The sequence below is a fragment of the Desulfocucumis palustris genome (genome assembly GCF_002933875.1).
In the GTDB taxonomy this organism is placed as follows: Bacteria; Bacillota; Desulfotomaculia; order Desulfotomaculales; family Desulfocucumaceae; genus Desulfocucumis; species Desulfocucumis palustris.
The window spans coordinates 1-16,414 of the sequence record NZ_BFAV01000169.1; the positions used below are offsets into that span (position 1 = coordinate 1).

Sequence of the window (16,414 nt, forward strand, 5' to 3'; positions counted from 1 at the left end):
AATAAAGGAAAGACCTGCCGAACAACATGCCCGGCAGGTCTTGGCAACCAAAATTCCTTAACTCCTGTGCTTAATTATCAAAAATAATAAAGAGGCTGCCTTCCCGCAGCCTCTTTATTTCCCTGGTGGGTGCAGTAGGATTTGAACCTACGACCCCTACCGTGTCAAGGTAGTGCTCTCCCCCTGAGCTATGCACCCAGATTCAACCCGTTTCGCAGATATCATTATGCCTTATACTTTTCTAAAAGTCAAGTGCATCATAAAGCCTCCCGAAAGGCCCCGGTTTTTTCACATCCACGGCTGAAACCAGTTCCACCCTGGCCAGTTCCTTGCCGTCAAAGCTGTAGACAACCTCCCCCAGGCGCTGGCCCCGCCGCACCGGCGCCCGTACCGGGCCGTCAAATTTAATTTCCCGTTTGACCTTTGCAACATCCTCCCCGGGAAGATACACTTCCGCCGTATTTCCCGCCACCAGCGCCACTTCGGGCAGCACTCCCCCCTCAACCCGCCTGCCGGCCAGTTTTTCAGAGAAACGGCACAGGGTAACCCTGTTAAAATGGTCAAATCCGTAATCCAACAGTTTCACCGCATCATTGTAGCGATTGCCGCAATGCAGAACCACCGCTATCAAATTTCTCCCATCCCGGGCTGCCGCCGCCACAAGACAATCTCCCGCCCTGAGCGTGGTCCCGGTTTTAACACCGTACAGCCCCTGGTAAGAGCCGTTTTTCAGCAGCCGGTTGGTATTGCGTATTTCTTTTTTCCGGCCGTCGGCCCACAGTATTGTGGTCTCCGGAGTACCCACCAGTTCCGCAAATTTTTTATTGCCCAGGGCATAGCGGGTAATGACGGCCAAATCCCGGGCGGTGGTGTAATGATTGGGGTGATGATAGCCGTTGGTGTTGGCGAATCTGGTACTGTAAGCGCCCAGCAGCACTGCCTTGGCATTCATCATGCGTATGAATTCCTGCTCCGTGCCGCCAATATGTTCGGCTATGGCAACCGTGCTGTCATTGGCGGAATATATCAGGGCCGCCTTGACAAGGTTCTCCAGGGTGAGACTATCACCGGACTTTAGTCCTATATCCTGCCCCACGGACACTGAGGCCGCCCTGGGGCTGACGGTGACCAGCTCTTCCAGATTACCGTTTTCAATGGCCAAAATGGCGGTCATTATTTTGGTCAGACTGGCCGGCTCCCTGCGCACATCCCCTTTTTTGGAATAGTATATCTGCCCGCTCCCGGCGTCCATCAGCACCCCCGCAAGGGCTGATATGCCCGGGGGCTTCGCCAGGGCTGGTCCTGTGAAGGCCAGGACCTGGAATAATACAAGCACTAAGACAGCAGCCTTTTTAAACAACGGCAAATCTTCTCCTTGTCCAAATAGTCCGGGACAGTTAAAAAAACCCGTTAGTTAGTCTGCCTTCCGGGTTCTTTAATATTAGTGGAAAGATTTGCTGGTAATAATAACGTTACCGACATATTCAAGCCGCTTGAAAAATATGTATATAGCAATTGGTAGTTCGAAAAATACGGGAGGGATTGATTATGAGGATATATTACTGGAATCTGTATAAACTGCGCAGGTTTCTGCTGACAGGCAGCGCCGTTGCGCTGGTGGTGGCCCTGCTGGCGTCGGTGATGATGAGGGACGCCATAACCGCCGCAGCCATAAAGCCCAAGCCGCACGCCATATACAAAGTCAAAACCGATGAAAAGGTGGCGGCGCTGACCTTTGACATAAGCTGGGGAACCAAGGTGCCGGGTCCGGTGATGGATATTTTGAAAAAAAATAATGTAAAGTCCACTTTCTTTCTTTCCGGCCCCTGGGTTGTGAAATTTCCCGAGTATCCCAAGCGGCTTGTCAGCGAGGGGCACGAAATAGCCTCCCACGGGCACAACCATATCGATCTGGACCGGGAAAGCAGGGAAAAGGTTAAATCTGAAATCAGCTCGGCCCACGAAGCCATCAAAGAAGTAACCGGAGTCAGCCCCAACCTGATCCGCACTCCCAACGGAGCCTGGAACGATATGGTCCTTTCGGTGGCCGACGAATTGGGTTACAGTGTCATTCAGTGGAGCGCCGACTCGCTGGACTGGAAGAATCCCGGGGTGGACGCCATTGTAAACAGGGTTATGGACAGGGTCCAACCGGGCGCCATTATACTGATGCATGCCAGTGACACCTGCCTGCAAACTCCGGAAGCCCTCCCCAGGGTTATTGAGGGTTTGAAAGAAAAGGGCTATACCCTGGTGACGGTATCGGAACTTCTTAAACACGGGCCGGGAGTCGCGGAATAAAACCATAATAAATATATTTACATAAGGCGCCATGCGGGGTGCCTTATAATTTTGGGCTTATACGGGCAATATATCATTTTCTTCCGCCCAATGTTTTGCTATAGTATAACAAATACAAAAAACCACACCGGATGTCGAAAACAATGAAGAAAAAAATATTAATCTATTTTTCCTTTATCATACTTCTTCTTTCAATTTCTGTTGTTTATTATGATTTATTCGGCAGGCACCCCCTGGGCCTGCGCAGAATGTTCAACAGCACCAGGGAAATGGCCGACTATCTTATTTCCTTCGGCCCCTGGTCGGTTGTTGCCAGTATATTAATGATGATACTGCAGACCCTGTTTACCCCCGTACCACTTTTCCTTGTGGCTGGAGCCAACGGATACATATTCGGCGTTGCCTGGGGCATAGTCATTACCATGGCCGGCGCCCTGCTGGGATCAACCGTGGCTTTTTTCCTGGCCCGCTTCATAGCCCGTGATTTTATTTCCAAACGGCTGGGGAAATACAGGGAAAAGGTGGATCAACTGAGTGAAAGGTCCGGAATGAAGGTGGTTTTTCTGGCTAGGCTGGTTCCGGTGATTCCCTCAAGCGTTATAAGCTACGCCGCGGGGTTAAGCAAAATGGGGTTCGGCAGCTTTTTCCTGGCCAGCGTGTTTGGCAAGCTGCCGGAAATTGTAATATACAACGCACTGGGACACAGCCTGGACAGGGCAGACGGGCTGCTGGCCAAGGTTACGATAGTTATTATACTGCTGACCTTGCTTCTTTTTCCCATATGGAAAGGAAAACATCAGGAGCAAAAAGATTAAAACCTGTTATTGCGCGAGGAATAATCTGTCCTGCCATCATTAAAAAACCGGGAGGCAACTTTCACCGCAATCCACCCGGTGGCAATCCCAATGACTGCCCCGGCAAGAACATCAAACGGGTAATGCACCCCCACGTAAACCCTGGAAAAAGATATCAGCGCGGCCAGCAGCAGCACGGCCGGAGCAGTTCTCCCGGCCTGCATGGCTATGGCTGTGGCCGCCGCGAAGGCCGTGGCAGCATGCCCCGAAGGGAAGGAATAATCGGTTGGAGCCTGGATTAACAGGTTTACGCCAGCCATTACCTGAAAAGGCCTGGTCCTGGCAAAATAGTGTTTTAACAGCTCATCGGCCAGTATAAAACTTCCCAGCAAAGCCAGCGATGTCAGTATAAATCCCCTGGCCCCGAAGCTCCGGTTTTTAACCCCCAGAAACAGCGCCAGTAAAATCCAAATAAATCCGCTGTTCCCGCAAAAAGATAACCACGGCATTACATAATCAAAAAATCTGTTTTGCAGATTTACATTGATTGCCATAAAAAGAGAAGCATCAATATGTTTTATGTAGTCAAATGACATAAAGCTCGCCTCGATACCAGCCGACTAATATTTTTTCTTTCTTTTCCACAGATAATAACCCACAGCCACCACAATAACCGCCGCCACCACCACATCCAGGCGGTGAAACCAGGGTTTCAGATCTTCCCAGTGCTCTCCAAGCTTCATGCCCAGATAAGTCAGGAAAAAGCACCAGGGCAAGGAACCCAGAAAGGTGTAAATCACGAAGCGGGGAAAATTCATTCCGGATATTCCCGCCGGGAATGAAATAAAGGTTCTGATTATCGGCATCAGCCTGGTGAAAAACACCGTCGCCTCTCCGTATCGCAAAAACCATTTCTCGGCAATGTCGAAATTTTTATGGGATACTCCAAAATATCTGCCGTATTTTAATAAAAACGGCCTGCCGCCATACAGCCCCAGTATATAGGAAATAACGGAGCCCACGGTGCCGCCGACGGCTCCGGCCACGGCCGTCCAATATAAATTCAGCTGGCCCGTGGAAACAAGGTAGCCGCCAAAGGGCATGATGATTTCACTGGGTAAAGGGATGTTGGCGCTTTCTATGGCCATACCTATGGCCACTCCCCAGTATCCCAGGGCGGCAATCCGGACTGTAACCTCCCTTGCCATCACCTCTATAATATTTGAGAGAAAATCCATTTCGACCTCCCATATCCAAAGATTTGCCCTCATTACATCACCCGCAGGGAAAATAACGAGGGCATTAATTTTCAACCTCTGTATGAAGGCTTTTGAGCTGCTATGAAGGCTTTTGAGCCGCAAAAGAGACCGGACAGACTAAAGTGGTGAGAAGTGTAAAAAGGCGGGCACTTTAGAGTTTGAAATTTTCCAGTATCTTTGCTAAAAAAGGATTTGATTCCGCCATACCTTCCAGGGGGGATTTCCTGGTGGAATATCTGCGGTCATATGCCATAAGTTCAAGGGTATCGCAGATAATCCGAAAATTGGCCGACACTGTTGACGCGCTTACCCCGAACCTGCGGGCCAGTTCCTGCTGGCTGACTTTTCCGTTGAATTCCACCCTGTCCATGGCGTATATTACTGTGGCCACCCAAACTTGCTCCTTGCGAAGCCTGGGGTTTTTCGCCACGCAGTAATCGTGCCAGAGACGAAGGGCTCCTTCAATCTTATTCCGGTCAAATCCCGTTTCTTCCAGAAATTCAACCACGCCCGCGGCCACCCGGCCATATTCCGGCTGTGACCAGATATACTCCCCGGAGCCGCTTTTCATCCCCAGTTTAAATCTGACTTTATCCAGGTCGTAATGTATCTCCCCGTTGCGGATTCTGTTTTGCTCCACCTGCTCCATCTCCCGCAACAGTTCCTCCACCTTTGCCCGGTCTTCGCCGGAGCGGCTGGCTTCCCTGGGAGTTTTATTTCCCAGGGCGGGAATGCGCTGGTCCAGCCATTTGTCGTAATATTCCTCGAGATAAACATCGGTTATTTTCCGGGCAATGTCAGTTGTTAATTTATCTTCGGTTATTTGCTCCCGCAATTTTCTGGCAAAGGGCAAAATATTTTTTTTATTTACCGGCCGGGACGTTGAGGCGTTTATGCCTATCTCCATAACCCACCCGTTTATTTTATGAGCCCTGTCCCGTAAATAGTAGTTCCAGGTATCCCTGGAAGGAACTCCCTTGCGGCGGCAGTAACGCGAAAAATCCTCCTGCAGCTTTTCCAGCAGGGGGCCTTTACAAAAACCCGGCAGGGCCAGCCCGCTGGTGGAAAATTCGTATTCATCCCCCACTCTTAAAACCCGCATCAGCAGTAAGGTGTCCGCCTCCACCAGATCCGCCACGCTGGAGTCCTCAACGGCGAATTCCTCACCTTGAATAATATCCTTTATTACCATACCCCTGCCCGGCAAAATGGTGTCCACCTGGTATACGGATATCCGGGCCCGGGACCAGCTTTCCAAAAGCTTTCTTTCCATATCGGAAAACGTTTGTTCCGCTTTAAAATCCTCTATAAGGGTGTGACCGCCGGCCATTACATAGTCAAAAATAAACCATTCGAAGCAGCGCTCCATGGTAAAATCGTCTTCCCTGCCGCCAAAATCGGAGGATATGCTATTAAGATATATTTCCTGTGCCTTGGCAGCATCGTTAAAATATACCGCCCTGTCGGCAAACTCTCCCAGTTTGCGGCGAAGTGTCTGACCGGTTTTGCGCCATCTGGCCTGGTTCAGGTATATTACTTTATTGCCGCCGGATTTTCGGATGGTGGTTTCAACGCTGCCTTTTTTCATTTAGCCACCTCCCCCTTCGATTGGTAAAAACAGTTAGCCGCCGTTATGCCCGGCTGTTTTCTTTGGGGTCTATAGTTCAACGGATTTGCTTTTATTTCCTCCCGGCCTTGGCAAGGGTGATTTCATTACCCAGATCCACCATGGTAACTCCCGGAATATTGGGGTCCAGGGGTATAAAGGAAATTCCCCCCACATCGGTAACGGCATCCTTTAAAGAAACACCGGCGCCATTAAAAACCGCCTGCGGCCGATTTAAAAACAGCTGCATATTTTCGCCTGTTCCCTTAACTTCTATACTATTATTATTGTTATTCCAGGTTACCGCATAACCCAGGGCCTCCATGGCAAAACGAAGCGGAAGGTAAACCACCCCGTCCTTTCTAAAGGGAGCTGCCTGAAGAATAATTTCCTCACCGTTTACACTGGCCTTATTGTCATTTAATTTGAATTTGACCACCGTTTCCGGGACGGCGTTTATTACACTCTTGGCCCTGACAAGCTGCAAGTCCCTGGTAAGCACCCTGATATCCGGCTCCAGTCCCTTTCCGTCAATGGAACGGCCTTTGGGGGTCAGGTAGCGGGCGGTGGTAAGCTTGAGGGCTCCACCGGTTTCCAGGGGAATAATGCTCTGAACCACACCCTTGCCATAGGTGGTCTCACCCAGCAGCACGGCCTGGCCATAATCCTGCAGAGCCCCGGCCAGCACCTCGGAAGAGCTTGCGCTAAGGCTGTTAACCAGTATTACCAGGGGAGCGCCATTCCAACGGGGGCTTCCTTCGGTACGGTATTCATCCCTGTGCGCATCCCTGTCCTCGGTTGTAAGCACCAGGGAGTCGTCTTTCAGAAAATTGCCGGCTATATCCACCGCCGCCTGGAGATATCCGCCGGGGCTATCCCGGAGATCAAGTATCAGTCCCTTTACTCCTTCGGAATTGAGCCTGTCCAGTTCCCGGGCAAATTCCCCGGCGGTCTGGGAGCCAAAGGAATGAATGGCTATATAGCCTATGTCCCCGGACAGTTTGCTGTAGTCCACCGTGGGGGACGACACGGGCGCCCTTTTAAGGGTTACTTTCACATCCTGCGAGTCCCTGCGCAAAATTAGAGTTACGTCGCTTCCCTCCGGACCCCTTATCCTGGCCACAACCTCGTCCAGCATCAGTCCGGAAACATCCTCGCCGTCAACTTTATTTATGACATCGCCCGGTTTGATATCGGCGTGAGCGGCCGGTGAATCCGGTATGATATCAAGCACCACCGGGTTTTCCCCGTTGTCCTGCAGCCTGATGCCCACACCCACGAAATCCCCGTCCAGCATTTCCTTATACTCTTCCAGCAAATCCTCGCTTAGATACTCGGTATACGGATCGTTCACCCTTTCCAGCATGCCGGTTATGGCGCCTTCGGCCAACTGGTCTATTTCAGGCTTATCAATATGGTTCTGGTAAATATAATCCATTATTTCTTCCACCGCAAGGGCGGCACCGGTGGTGGAGTCATAGGCCCATACAGGGGAAACAACTGTAAACAGCATCACCAGGGTCAGCATTAAACAAAAAAAGCGCCGGTGCAAAACCATCACCTCATATGTTTTTTTTACTGCTGTTTTTTTTACTGCGCGTCATAACCTTTTAATTCTCCCGGGCGATACCTTTTTCCTGCCTCCGGGAGGCAGCCTGTTATAACATTTAAAGGCGGCCGGTAAAAGGTATTTAGAATTACAGCGGTGAAATAATATCTAACAGCCGCCCCGGGAAGCGAAAATTTATTCCAAACGCTTATCCCGGGGGGATTGCGCTGAATTTGGCCGGCCCGCATTATCCTTATATAAAATGATATAGCTGATAAACAAATAAACTAAGGAAGGTGCTCAATTTGCCCGGTGATTTATTCATGGTTATAGACGGTAACAGCCTTGCCCACAGGGCTTTTCACGCCATTCCGGCCCTTTCCACCAGCAAGGGTGTGCAGACCAACGCCGTATACGGATTTACCACCATGCTGCTGAAAATACTGGATGAAAAAAAGCCCGGGCTGGTGGCTGTCTGCTTCGATAAGGGAAAGATTACCTTCCGTCACGATCATTACAGCGATTACAAAGCCCACCGCAAGGGGACTCCGGATGACCTCAGGCCACAGTTTCCACTTTTGAAGAAATTATTGGAGACAATGCGCATCACCATTCTGGAGGAAGACGGATACGAGGCCGACGACCTGATAGGAGCGTTGACAACCGCGGCGGAAAAGCACAATATCAGCAGCGTCATTGTTACCGGGGACAGGGACGCCCTGCAACTGGTCTCCCCCCTTACCAGGGTTTTGCTTACCAAAAAGGGCATCACCGAACTGGACGAATACGACGAGGGCAAGGTGTGGGAAAAATACGGCATCTCCCCGGAACAGCTCATTGATTTTAAAGGCCTGGTGGGAGACGCCTCGGACAACATTCCCGGCGTCCCGGGAATAGGGGAAAAGACCGCCTCCAAGCTGATTAAGGAATACGGCTCCCTGGAGGAATTAATAGAAAAAAGGAATGACCTGACCGGGAAGATAAGAGCGAAGATGGAAGAATTCCGGGAGCAGGCGCTGCTGTCTAAAAAGCTGGCCACCATAATCCGGGAAATACCCGTCGCCCAGGACATGGACCGGTTCCGCTGGCAGGGTCCTGATTATGCCGAACTGCTCGCCCTGTTTAGCGAATTGGAGTTTAAGACCCTTATCAGGAGCATCCTGAACCGCCAGGGAGAGGGCAAAAAGGGTAAAAAGGGCGTGGCGAAAAACGACTTTGAGGTTGCCGGAGCCGGTGCCTATACCGTCGGGTATATTACCATAGACGATGAAAGCTCACTTAAAAGCGCGGCCGCCAAAATAAAAGACGCGGCGAAAATTGCCCTGGCCCTGGAAGGTGACCGCAAAAGCGGCCTTAAAGCAGCCGCTCTCAGCATTGCCGGGAATATATTCCTCCTGCCCCTGGAGGGCGGCCGGGGTCTCTCCCGGGCTGCCGCCCTGGCCTGGCTTAAGGAAATATGCGGTGATCCGGATTTTCGCCTGCTCTGCCACAACGCCAAAGAAGACATGTGGCGGCTGAAGGCGGAGGGCATCAAACTTGAGGGAATTTTCTTCGACACCATGATTGCGGCCTATTTGCTGAATCCCGCCACCTCCAGCCGGGAGTTGACGGAGGTGGCCCTGGAGTATCTAAAAATTGTATTGCCCTCCGGGATTGAAGCGGCCCTGCCGGCCCGGGCGGAGGCCGTCCGCCGCCTCCACGGGGAATTGTCCCACGGGATAGAGGAAACAGGCATGGACAGGCTGTACTACGAGGTGGAACTGCCGCTGGTCACTGTGCTGGCGGAAATGGAAATGACCGGGGTGAAGGTGGACAGGGACCGCCTGAATGAAATGTCCCTGGAACTGGGTGAGAAAATCCAGAGCCTCAGCGCTGCCATCCACAGCATGGCGGGAGAGGAGTTCAACATCAACTCCACCAAGCAGCTGGGATATATATTGTTTGAAAGGCTGCAGCTGCCGGTGATTAAACGCACCAAAACCGGTTATTCCACCGACGCCGCGGTACTGGAGGAACTGGCCGGCTCCCACGAAATTGTGGCCCAGGTACTGGAGCACAGGCAGATGGTCAAGCTCAAATCAACCTACGTGGATGGATTTTCTCCACTTATCGACCCTGAGACAGGGCTGCTGCATACCACCTTTCACCAGGATGTCACCGCCACCGGAAGGCTTTCCAGCGCGGAACCCAACCTCCAGAATATACCCATAAAAATGGAGGAAGGCAGAAAAATCAGGAAGGTATTTCTGCCCCGGCGGGAAGGGAACATTATACTATCCGCCGATTACTCGCAGATTGAATTGCGCATACTGGCCCATATGTCCGCCGACCCGCTGCTGGTGGAAGCATTCCGCAAGGGGGAGGACATTCACGCCCGCACCGCTTCCGAAGTTTTTGGCGTTAGGATGGAGCAAGTGACCCGGGAAATGCGCGGCCGGGCCAAGGCGGTTAATTTCGGAATAATATATGGCATCAGCGATTTCGGGTTGTCCAGGGACATCAAGGTGCCCCGCCGGGAAGCCAAGCTTTACATAGAAGGATATTTCAACCGCTACCGGGGTGTGAAAAACTACATCGACAGGATCGTGGCCGAGGCCAGGGAAAAGGGCTATGTTACCACCCTGCTTAACCGGCGGCGCTACCTGCCCGATTTGTTCAGCTCCAATCACACCGTGAGGAGCTTCGGCGAGCGCACCGCCATGAACACACCCATTCAGGGAACCGCGGCGGACATCATAAAAATGGCCATGGTTCGCATCCAGAGGGAAATTGTGGAGCGGGGCCTGGCCACAAAGATGATATTGCAGGTGCACGACGAACTTATTTTTGACGTGCCCCTGGAAGAATTTGAAGAAATGAAGGAACTGGTAAAAACCAGAATGGAAAACGCCCTGGCCCTGGACGTGCCCCTGGTTGTGGACATGAAGGCCGGGCAGAACTGGTATGAGGTAAAGGTAATCAAGTAACATCAGGCAGCAGGCCGCTGCTTTTAGCCTGTACTTGTTAATGAACATTTGTATATTTCGCGAAAAACAGGAGTTGCAGAACATGCCAGAACTTCCGGAAGTGGAAACGGTAAAAAGAACCCTGGAAAAAAAACTGGTGGGCCTTGCCTTCGAAGGCATCCACCTGCACATGCCCAAAATAGTGCGATTGCCCCAGGCCCAGGAGTTTGTCAGCTCCCTTACAGGCAGAAAAATATTGCGCCTGGGACGCAGGGGCAAATATCTTATGCTTCACCTGTCCGGCAATTACACCCTGGTAATACACCTGCGCATGACCGGCAGGCTGGTATACGCCAATCCGGATACCCCCATGGAAAAACACACCCACGTGGTTTTCCTGCTGAGTAATGGCGACCAGCTGCGTTATACCGACATCAGGCAGTTCGGCAGGATGCTTTTGGCGCCCACCCCGGAACTGGACACCCTCCCCGGGCTCAGGGATCTCGGGGTGGAGCCGCTGGGAGAGCACTTTACCAGAGAATTCATGAAAAAAGAGCTGAAGCGCAGGCGCACCAGGCTTAAAGCCCTGCTGCTGGACCAATCCTTCATAGCCGGCCTGGGCAATATATACGTGGATGAGTCTTTGCACCGGGCCGGACTGCATCCCGAAAGGCTGGCCATGGATCTGACCCCCCGGGAAACCACCCGGCTGTTCCAGGCCATCAAGGAGGTGCTTACCGACGCCGTGAACAACCGGGGAACCTCCTTCCGGGATTACGTGGACGGCGAAGGCAGGCCCGGCAACAATAAGGAAAGATTGCAGGTTTACAGCAGGGAAGGCCTGCCCTGCCATAAATGCGGAAAACCCATCCACCGCATCCGGGTGGCCGGACGCAGTTCCTTTTTCTGCCCGCAGTGCCAGAAAGTATAAGCTTTTAAACCCTCACATATGCCGATTCCCTCTCATAAATTAGAGTATATCGCAGAACACGGGAGGGACAATCTGGATGGAATTGTTGACTCTGGTTCTTTTTGCCCTGGCATTGAATATGGACGCTTTCGGCACTGGAGTGTCCTATGGGGTAAGGAAAATCAAACTGCCGGTAACATCTGTGCTTATAATCAGCATGATGTCCGTGGCGGCTATAACCATTTCCATGACGGCCGGCAATATTATATCCCGGGCCGTCTCACCAGCCTTCGCCCACCGGCTGGGCGGCGTCATACTGCTGCTGATCGGCCTCTGGGTGTTAATACAATCCCTAACCGAAAACCGCAAGCAGGAATTCCCGGACGAAGAACCGGTCACCGTGGCACAAATACGCATAAAGACTTTAGGGCTGGTTATCAGGGTGCTGAGAGAACCGCACCAGGCGGACCTGGATAAATCGGGGACAATTTCCACCCGGGAGGCGTTGCTGCTGGGCGCCGCCCTGGCCATGGACGCGCTGGGGGCAGGCTTTGCGGTATCCATGCTGGGCTTTGGTGTTATAAGCACCGCTCTTATGGTGGGTATCGGTCACCTGCTGCTGACGTACACCGGCCTGCACACCGGGAGAAGTCTCGGCAACACCGCCTGGGGAAGCCATCTGGCCGCGCTGCCCGGCTGCATACTCATTACCCTGGGACTGCTTAAATTATATTAGTAAAAGGAGACACTCCTTCCTTTTTCACCCCACCTTTGCCCCGGGCAAAAAGCGGGGTGATTTTTGCATTTACGCATGTGGGGTCATAATCCGGGGGATTTTAAGAAGGAATTAACGGGACTATCCTAGAACAATAAAGCCAGCATGCAAAATGACACATTTTTCGCCTGGAGTGAAAAATTTTGAGGGTTATAGGACTGACCGGCAATATAGGCAGCGGCAAGAGCACCGTTTCCCGGCGGCTGAAAAAACTGGGCGCGGCGGCCCTGGATACGGACAGGATAGCAAGGGATGTGGTGGCCCCGGGGACCCCGGGGCTGGACCTGATAGTAAAAACCTTCGGAAATCATGTACTGACGCCCGAAGGGGAACTGGACCGGGCTAAAATGGGTGATATGGTTTTCAAAGACCCGGGGGCAAGGGCTAAACTGGAAGCGATTGTGCATCCGCTGATATTCCGGGAAGTGGTTAAAAAAATTGATGAATACAAAAGTGGACATAACACGGCCCCGGCAATGGTTGTGGAGGTGCCCCTGTTAATTGAATCGGGAATGCACCGTCTGATGGATGAAATATGGCTGGTTGCGGTAAATCCCGAAATTCAGTTAAATAGAATAATGTCCAGGGACAAGCTCTCTCCGGAACAGGCATTCCAGCGCATGAACTCGCAAATGCCCCAGGAGAAAAAAATTGAATTTGCCACGAAGATAATAGAAAACAATGGAACACCGGAGGAAACCGAAGCCCGGGTGGACGAACTGTGGCAAGAAATTGCCAGGGACCACGCAAAATAGTTATCCCGGCCCGGGAGCGGGAATAGATATACACTACATATCCTCTATCCTTGGTTCTTAAATAGATTCGGGAAGGAATCTCCCCAACTTTTGGAGTGATGCCAGTTGTTCCGGCCAAGAAGAAGGCCACCCGGGAGAAAATTTTTTAAACGGCTTTTACTTTTTGTTATATTCATATATGTTCTTATTAATCTGGGCGATATCGGGAGAATGTTTTACCCCCTGCCTTATAAAGATACTATTTTTCATTACGCAGACACAAACAGTCTGGACCGCTTCCTGCTGGCCGCCGTGGTAAAAACCGAAAGCAATTTCGACCCCCGGGCCGTTTCCCCCAAGGGAGCCGTGGGCCTGATGCAGGTCATGCCCGATACGGGCAACTGGGCCGCACAGAAAAGCGGCATAGGAGGATTTTCAGAAGACCGGCTTTTCGACCCGGAGTACAACATATCCATCGGCTCCTGGTACCTGGCGGATTTAAAGAAGGAATTCAACGGAGACGCCACCCTTATGCTGGCTGCGTACAACGGCGGGCGGGGAAACGTAAAAAAATGGCTGGAGAAGGAGCATTGGACCGGCAGGACCGGAAACCTGGAGCAGATTCCCTTTCCCGAAACCAGGCAGTTTGTGAGAAAGGTAATCTGGTACCGCAAGGTATACGGATACCTTTACGGGAACCAATAGGAAAACAGCGCGCCAGCACGGCCAAAATAAGTTATAATTGTTTTATAAAGTCACGCTAAGAAGGTGTTGAACAGTGCCGGACATGGAAAATTTTATTAAGGGCGCGTTCTTCGGCGCCGCCGTGGGCGATGCCCTGGGGGCACCGGTGGAAATGATGAAGCCGGAAGAGATTAGAGAAAAATACGGCGTGCTGAAAGATATGGCGGGAGGCGGCTGGCTGGAGCTAAAACCCGGCGAGCCCACCGACGACACCAGCATGCTTTTGGACGTGGCCAGGGGAATACTGGCCAACCACGCCTATCCCATTGAGGAAATAGGCCACAACTTTCTGCGCTGGTACCAGTCGAAACCCAAGGATGTGGGAAATACCACCAGGACCTCTTTTGAAAACTACATGCGCACCGGAAGCTGGCGCGAAGCTTCCCGGGCAACCGCCCGGACCCTGAACAAGATGGACAGCAACGGGAGCCTGATGCGCACCCTGCCGGTAACCTTCGGCTACTGGAATAGTTTAATGAACATGGCCAAATGGTCCGCGGAAATAGCCAACATGACCCATTACAGCGTGGAAGGCACCACCAGCTGCATATACTACAACTTCCTTATATATAATCTGAGAAATGTAAAACAAACAAAAAGGGCCGTGGTAAGCGGCACCCTCACCCTAACAGACAATCATTGCAAGGTCATGGGGATAAACCCCGTCAAATTCTTCTGGCACATGATCAAAGCACTGCAGGAGGACGCCGCTCCCATTCCTCCCCGGGGCAACGTGCTGGATACCCTGGCCTCCTCGGTGCAATGCTTCCTGTCCACAGACAGCTTTGAAGAGGCTCTAATCAGCATAGTAAACAAGGGAGAGGACGCCGACACCGCCGGCAACATAGTGGGGGGCCTGGCCGGTTCCTACTACGGCTATGGTTCCATCCCCCGAAGGTGGCTTGACGCCCTGACCAACAGGGACGACATTATGAAGGTAGCCGAGGATTTCATCGAACTCTGGAACCAGAAAGGGTTCCGGCTGGAAGAAGCCCGATGAGTAAGACCCCATAATCTGCTTTATTAATTTTCTTGACAAAAAACCCGCCGGTCACTATAATCTATTATGCGAGCCAATCAAAAGCAATATGTCGGAGTGGCGGAATAGGCAGACGCGTACGTTTGAGGGGCGTATGGGAGACCGTGCGGGTTCAAGTCCCGCCTCCGACACCAGAAAAGCCTTTATTATCAAGCCTCTGCGAATTTTTGCAATGCAAAAATTCGCAGAGGTTTTTTACTTTGGACGTATGCGCCGGGCGTATACTATAAAAACGTATGGGATATAAGCGTATGCACTCCTCCACATAACGAAGGAGGTATATGTATGGCTAAAAGGAGAGGAAAAATTGATTTTGAAAGCATTGAGTTAGCTGACAAACCAGCCCTTGTCAAAGCTTTTATACTTACTGGTAATATCACAGAACTCTAAAAGATTATTGTATCTATTAAAAAAGCAGGATTTAAGATAGTAAGGTAAAATATATAATAAAATGTACTGGAGACCATTACAGGAAATAGCTGGGGGAGGTTTATTAAATGGACTTCATCGATGAGCTAAAACAATTTTCCGCTAGGGTGGAAAACCTAAAAGACCAAATCAAGACGGAAGAGGCTACCAAGACCTCCATCATTATGCCTTTTTTTCAATTGCTTGGCTACGACATATTCAATCCTAATGAATTCGTCCCTGAGTTTACGGCTGATACAGGTATAAAAAAAGGAGAGAAAGTTGATTACGCTATTATCATTGACGGCAAGCCTATAATCCTAATTGAAGCTAAATGGTGTGGGGAAAACCTTCAGAAACATGATTCACAGCTTTTCAGGTACTTTGTAACAACCCCTTCAAAGTTTGCTATCCTTACCAATGGTTTGCTATATAAGATATATACTGACTTAGATGAACCCAATAAAATGGATGAACAACCATTCTTAGAGTTTAATATTTTGGATATAAAGGACAGCCTTGTCCATGAAATTAAAAAGTTTCACAAGAGCAACTTCGATGTTGATGAGATATTCAATACCGCCTCAGAGTTAAAATATGCCAACCAGATTAAACAACTAATGGAACAACAATTGTCAACGCCCACTGATGGTTTTGTCAATTTTGTTTTGAGTGATGTATATAATGGTCGAAAGACTCAACATGTTATAGATAAATTTAGGGATATTGTCAAGAAATCTATGAATCAATTTATTAATGAGGTAATGAATGATAGGATAAAGTCTGCTCTTCAAACTAAGCATGAAGGGCAAGCTAAACCTGAACAGGCAAAGTCAGGAAATGACGATGAAAATGGTATTAACAGCGATGTTAAGCCTGAATTAGAGGACAAAGAGAAATCCAGGATAAGCACAACAATTGATGAGTTGGAAGGGCTTTTTATAGTAAGAAGTCTCTTAAGAGATGTCGTTCCTTCAAATAGAGTTACACACAAAGACACAGAATCTTATTTTGGTGTTTTGCTAGATAATAATACTTGGAAGTGGATATGTAGATTAAACTTGAGTGGAAACCAAAAATCTATCATAATACCTGACGAGAATAAAAAAGGTATTAAACATAACATCAAGAGTATTGATGAGCTGTATGATTTTAAAGTTAAGCTAATAGAGGCAGTAAATAGATATCTATAACTTAGCAAGGATACCTTCGCAGGTGTCCTTATATGTTAAGGTTCTGATTATATCTAATGTTACTAGTACATTGTCAATACTAAGACTATATTACAATTCATTTTTATAGTATACTCTTTCCAGGGAGGGAGGGGTATGCCTTGCCAAAAGTGAAATA

General features: G+C 50.2%; 14 protein-coding genes and 2 tRNA genes. 10 read left to right on the forward strand and 6 right to left on the reverse strand.

Annotated elements, in window-relative coordinates; genetic code table 11:
- Positions 1–123 precede the first annotated feature (123 nt).
- Both DCCM_RS16660 and DCCM_RS16665 read right to left on the reverse strand, forming a co-directional pair.
- Positions 124–198: transfer RNA gene (locus DCCM_RS16660), tRNA-Val, on the reverse strand.
- A gap of 43 nt (positions 199–241) precedes the next feature.
- Positions 242–1,360, reverse strand: coding sequence for a D-alanyl-D-alanine carboxypeptidase family protein (locus DCCM_RS16665; protein ID WP_104373517.1), 1,119 nt, complete (start codon positions 1,358–1,360; stop codon positions 242–244).
- Positions 1,361–1,548: 188 nt separating this feature from the next.
- Here DCCM_RS16665 and pdaB point away from each other — a divergent pair, with 188 nt between their 5' ends.
- Positions 1,549–2,301, forward strand: coding sequence for a polysaccharide deacetylase family sporulation protein PdaB (gene pdaB / locus DCCM_RS16670; protein ID WP_104373518.1), 753 nt, complete (start codon positions 1,549–1,551; stop codon positions 2,299–2,301).
- Positions 2,302–2,444: 143 nt separating this feature from the next.
- The gene (locus DCCM_RS16675; protein WP_104373519.1) at positions 2,445–3,116 is read left to right on the forward strand and encodes a TVP38/TMEM64 family protein; all 672 of its coding nucleotides are present in this window, start codon (positions 2,445–2,447) and stop codon (positions 3,114–3,116) included.
- Here DCCM_RS16675 and DCCM_RS16680 read toward each other — a convergent pair.
- The 4 genes from DCCM_RS16680 to DCCM_RS16695 all read right to left on the reverse strand — a co-directional run bounded on the left by DCCM_RS16680 (position 3,113) and on the right by DCCM_RS16695 (position 7,512).
- Positions 3,113–3,691 (reverse strand): phosphatase PAP2 family protein, encoded by a 579-nt coding sequence (locus DCCM_RS16680; RefSeq protein ID WP_104373520.1) that lies wholly within the window; start codon positions 3,689–3,691, stop codon positions 3,113–3,115. The two genes, DCCM_RS16675 and DCCM_RS16680, sit on opposite strands and share 4 nt — an antisense overlap.
- A gap of 24 nt (positions 3,692–3,715) precedes the next feature.
- On the reverse strand, positions 3,716–4,333 hold the full coding sequence (locus DCCM_RS16685; RefSeq protein WP_104373521.1) for a DedA family protein: 618 nt from the start codon (positions 4,331–4,333) through the stop codon (positions 3,716–3,718).
- A 172-nt stretch (positions 4,334–4,505) separates the two neighbouring features.
- Entirely contained in the window at positions 4,506–5,942 is a 1,437-nt protein-coding gene (locus tag DCCM_RS16690) for a DUF7986 domain-containing protein (protein ID WP_104373522.1), read from the reverse strand.
- A gap of 91 nt (positions 5,943–6,033) precedes the next feature.
- On the reverse strand, positions 6,034–7,512 hold the full coding sequence (locus DCCM_RS16695; protein WP_165792225.1) for a S41 family peptidase: 1,479 nt from the start codon (positions 7,510–7,512) through the stop codon (positions 6,034–6,036).
- 302 nt (positions 7,513–7,814) lie between these two features.
- Between DCCM_RS16695 and polA the strand changes: the two genes are divergently transcribed.
- From polA to DCCM_RS16740, 8 genes are all read left to right on the forward strand, one after another.
- Positions 7,815–10,475, forward strand: a complete 2,661-nt coding sequence (gene polA / locus DCCM_RS16705) for a DNA polymerase I (RefSeq protein WP_444979471.1) — start codon at positions 7,815–7,817, stop codon at positions 10,473–10,475.
- Between the two features lie 82 nt (positions 10,476–10,557).
- On the forward strand, positions 10,558–11,385 hold the full coding sequence (mutM, locus tag DCCM_RS16710; protein ID WP_104373525.1) for a bifunctional DNA-formamidopyrimidine glycosylase/DNA-(apurinic or apyrimidinic site) lyase: 828 nt from the start codon (positions 10,558–10,560) through the stop codon (positions 11,383–11,385).
- Between the two features lie 76 nt (positions 11,386–11,461).
- Positions 11,462–12,100: a sporulation membrane protein YtaF gene (ytaF, locus tag DCCM_RS16715; RefSeq protein WP_104373526.1), complete on the forward strand. Its 639-nt coding sequence runs from the start codon at positions 11,462–11,464 to the stop codon at positions 12,098–12,100.
- A gap of 182 nt (positions 12,101–12,282) precedes the next feature.
- Entirely contained in the window at positions 12,283–12,894 is a 612-nt protein-coding gene (gene coaE, locus DCCM_RS16720) for a dephospho-CoA kinase (RefSeq protein ID WP_104373527.1), read from the forward strand.
- A gap of 210 nt (positions 12,895–13,104) precedes the next feature.
- The gene (locus DCCM_RS16725; RefSeq protein WP_104373531.1) at positions 13,105–13,578 is read left to right on the forward strand and encodes a lytic transglycosylase domain-containing protein; all 474 of its coding nucleotides are present in this window, start codon (positions 13,105–13,107) and stop codon (positions 13,576–13,578) included.
- A gap of 82 nt (positions 13,579–13,660) precedes the next feature.
- Entirely contained in the window at positions 13,661–14,617 is a 957-nt protein-coding gene (locus tag DCCM_RS16730; RefSeq protein ID WP_231702831.1) for an ADP-ribosylglycohydrolase family protein, read from the forward strand.
- Between the two features lie 90 nt (positions 14,618–14,707).
- A tRNA-Leu gene (locus tag DCCM_RS16735) sits at positions 14,708–14,790 on the forward strand.
- A 363-nt stretch (positions 14,791–15,153) separates the two neighbouring features.
- On the forward strand, positions 15,154–16,257 hold the full coding sequence (locus DCCM_RS16740) for a type I restriction endonuclease (RefSeq protein WP_104373529.1): 1,104 nt from the start codon (positions 15,154–15,156) through the stop codon (positions 16,255–16,257).
- Positions 16,258–16,414 lie beyond the last annotated feature (157 nt).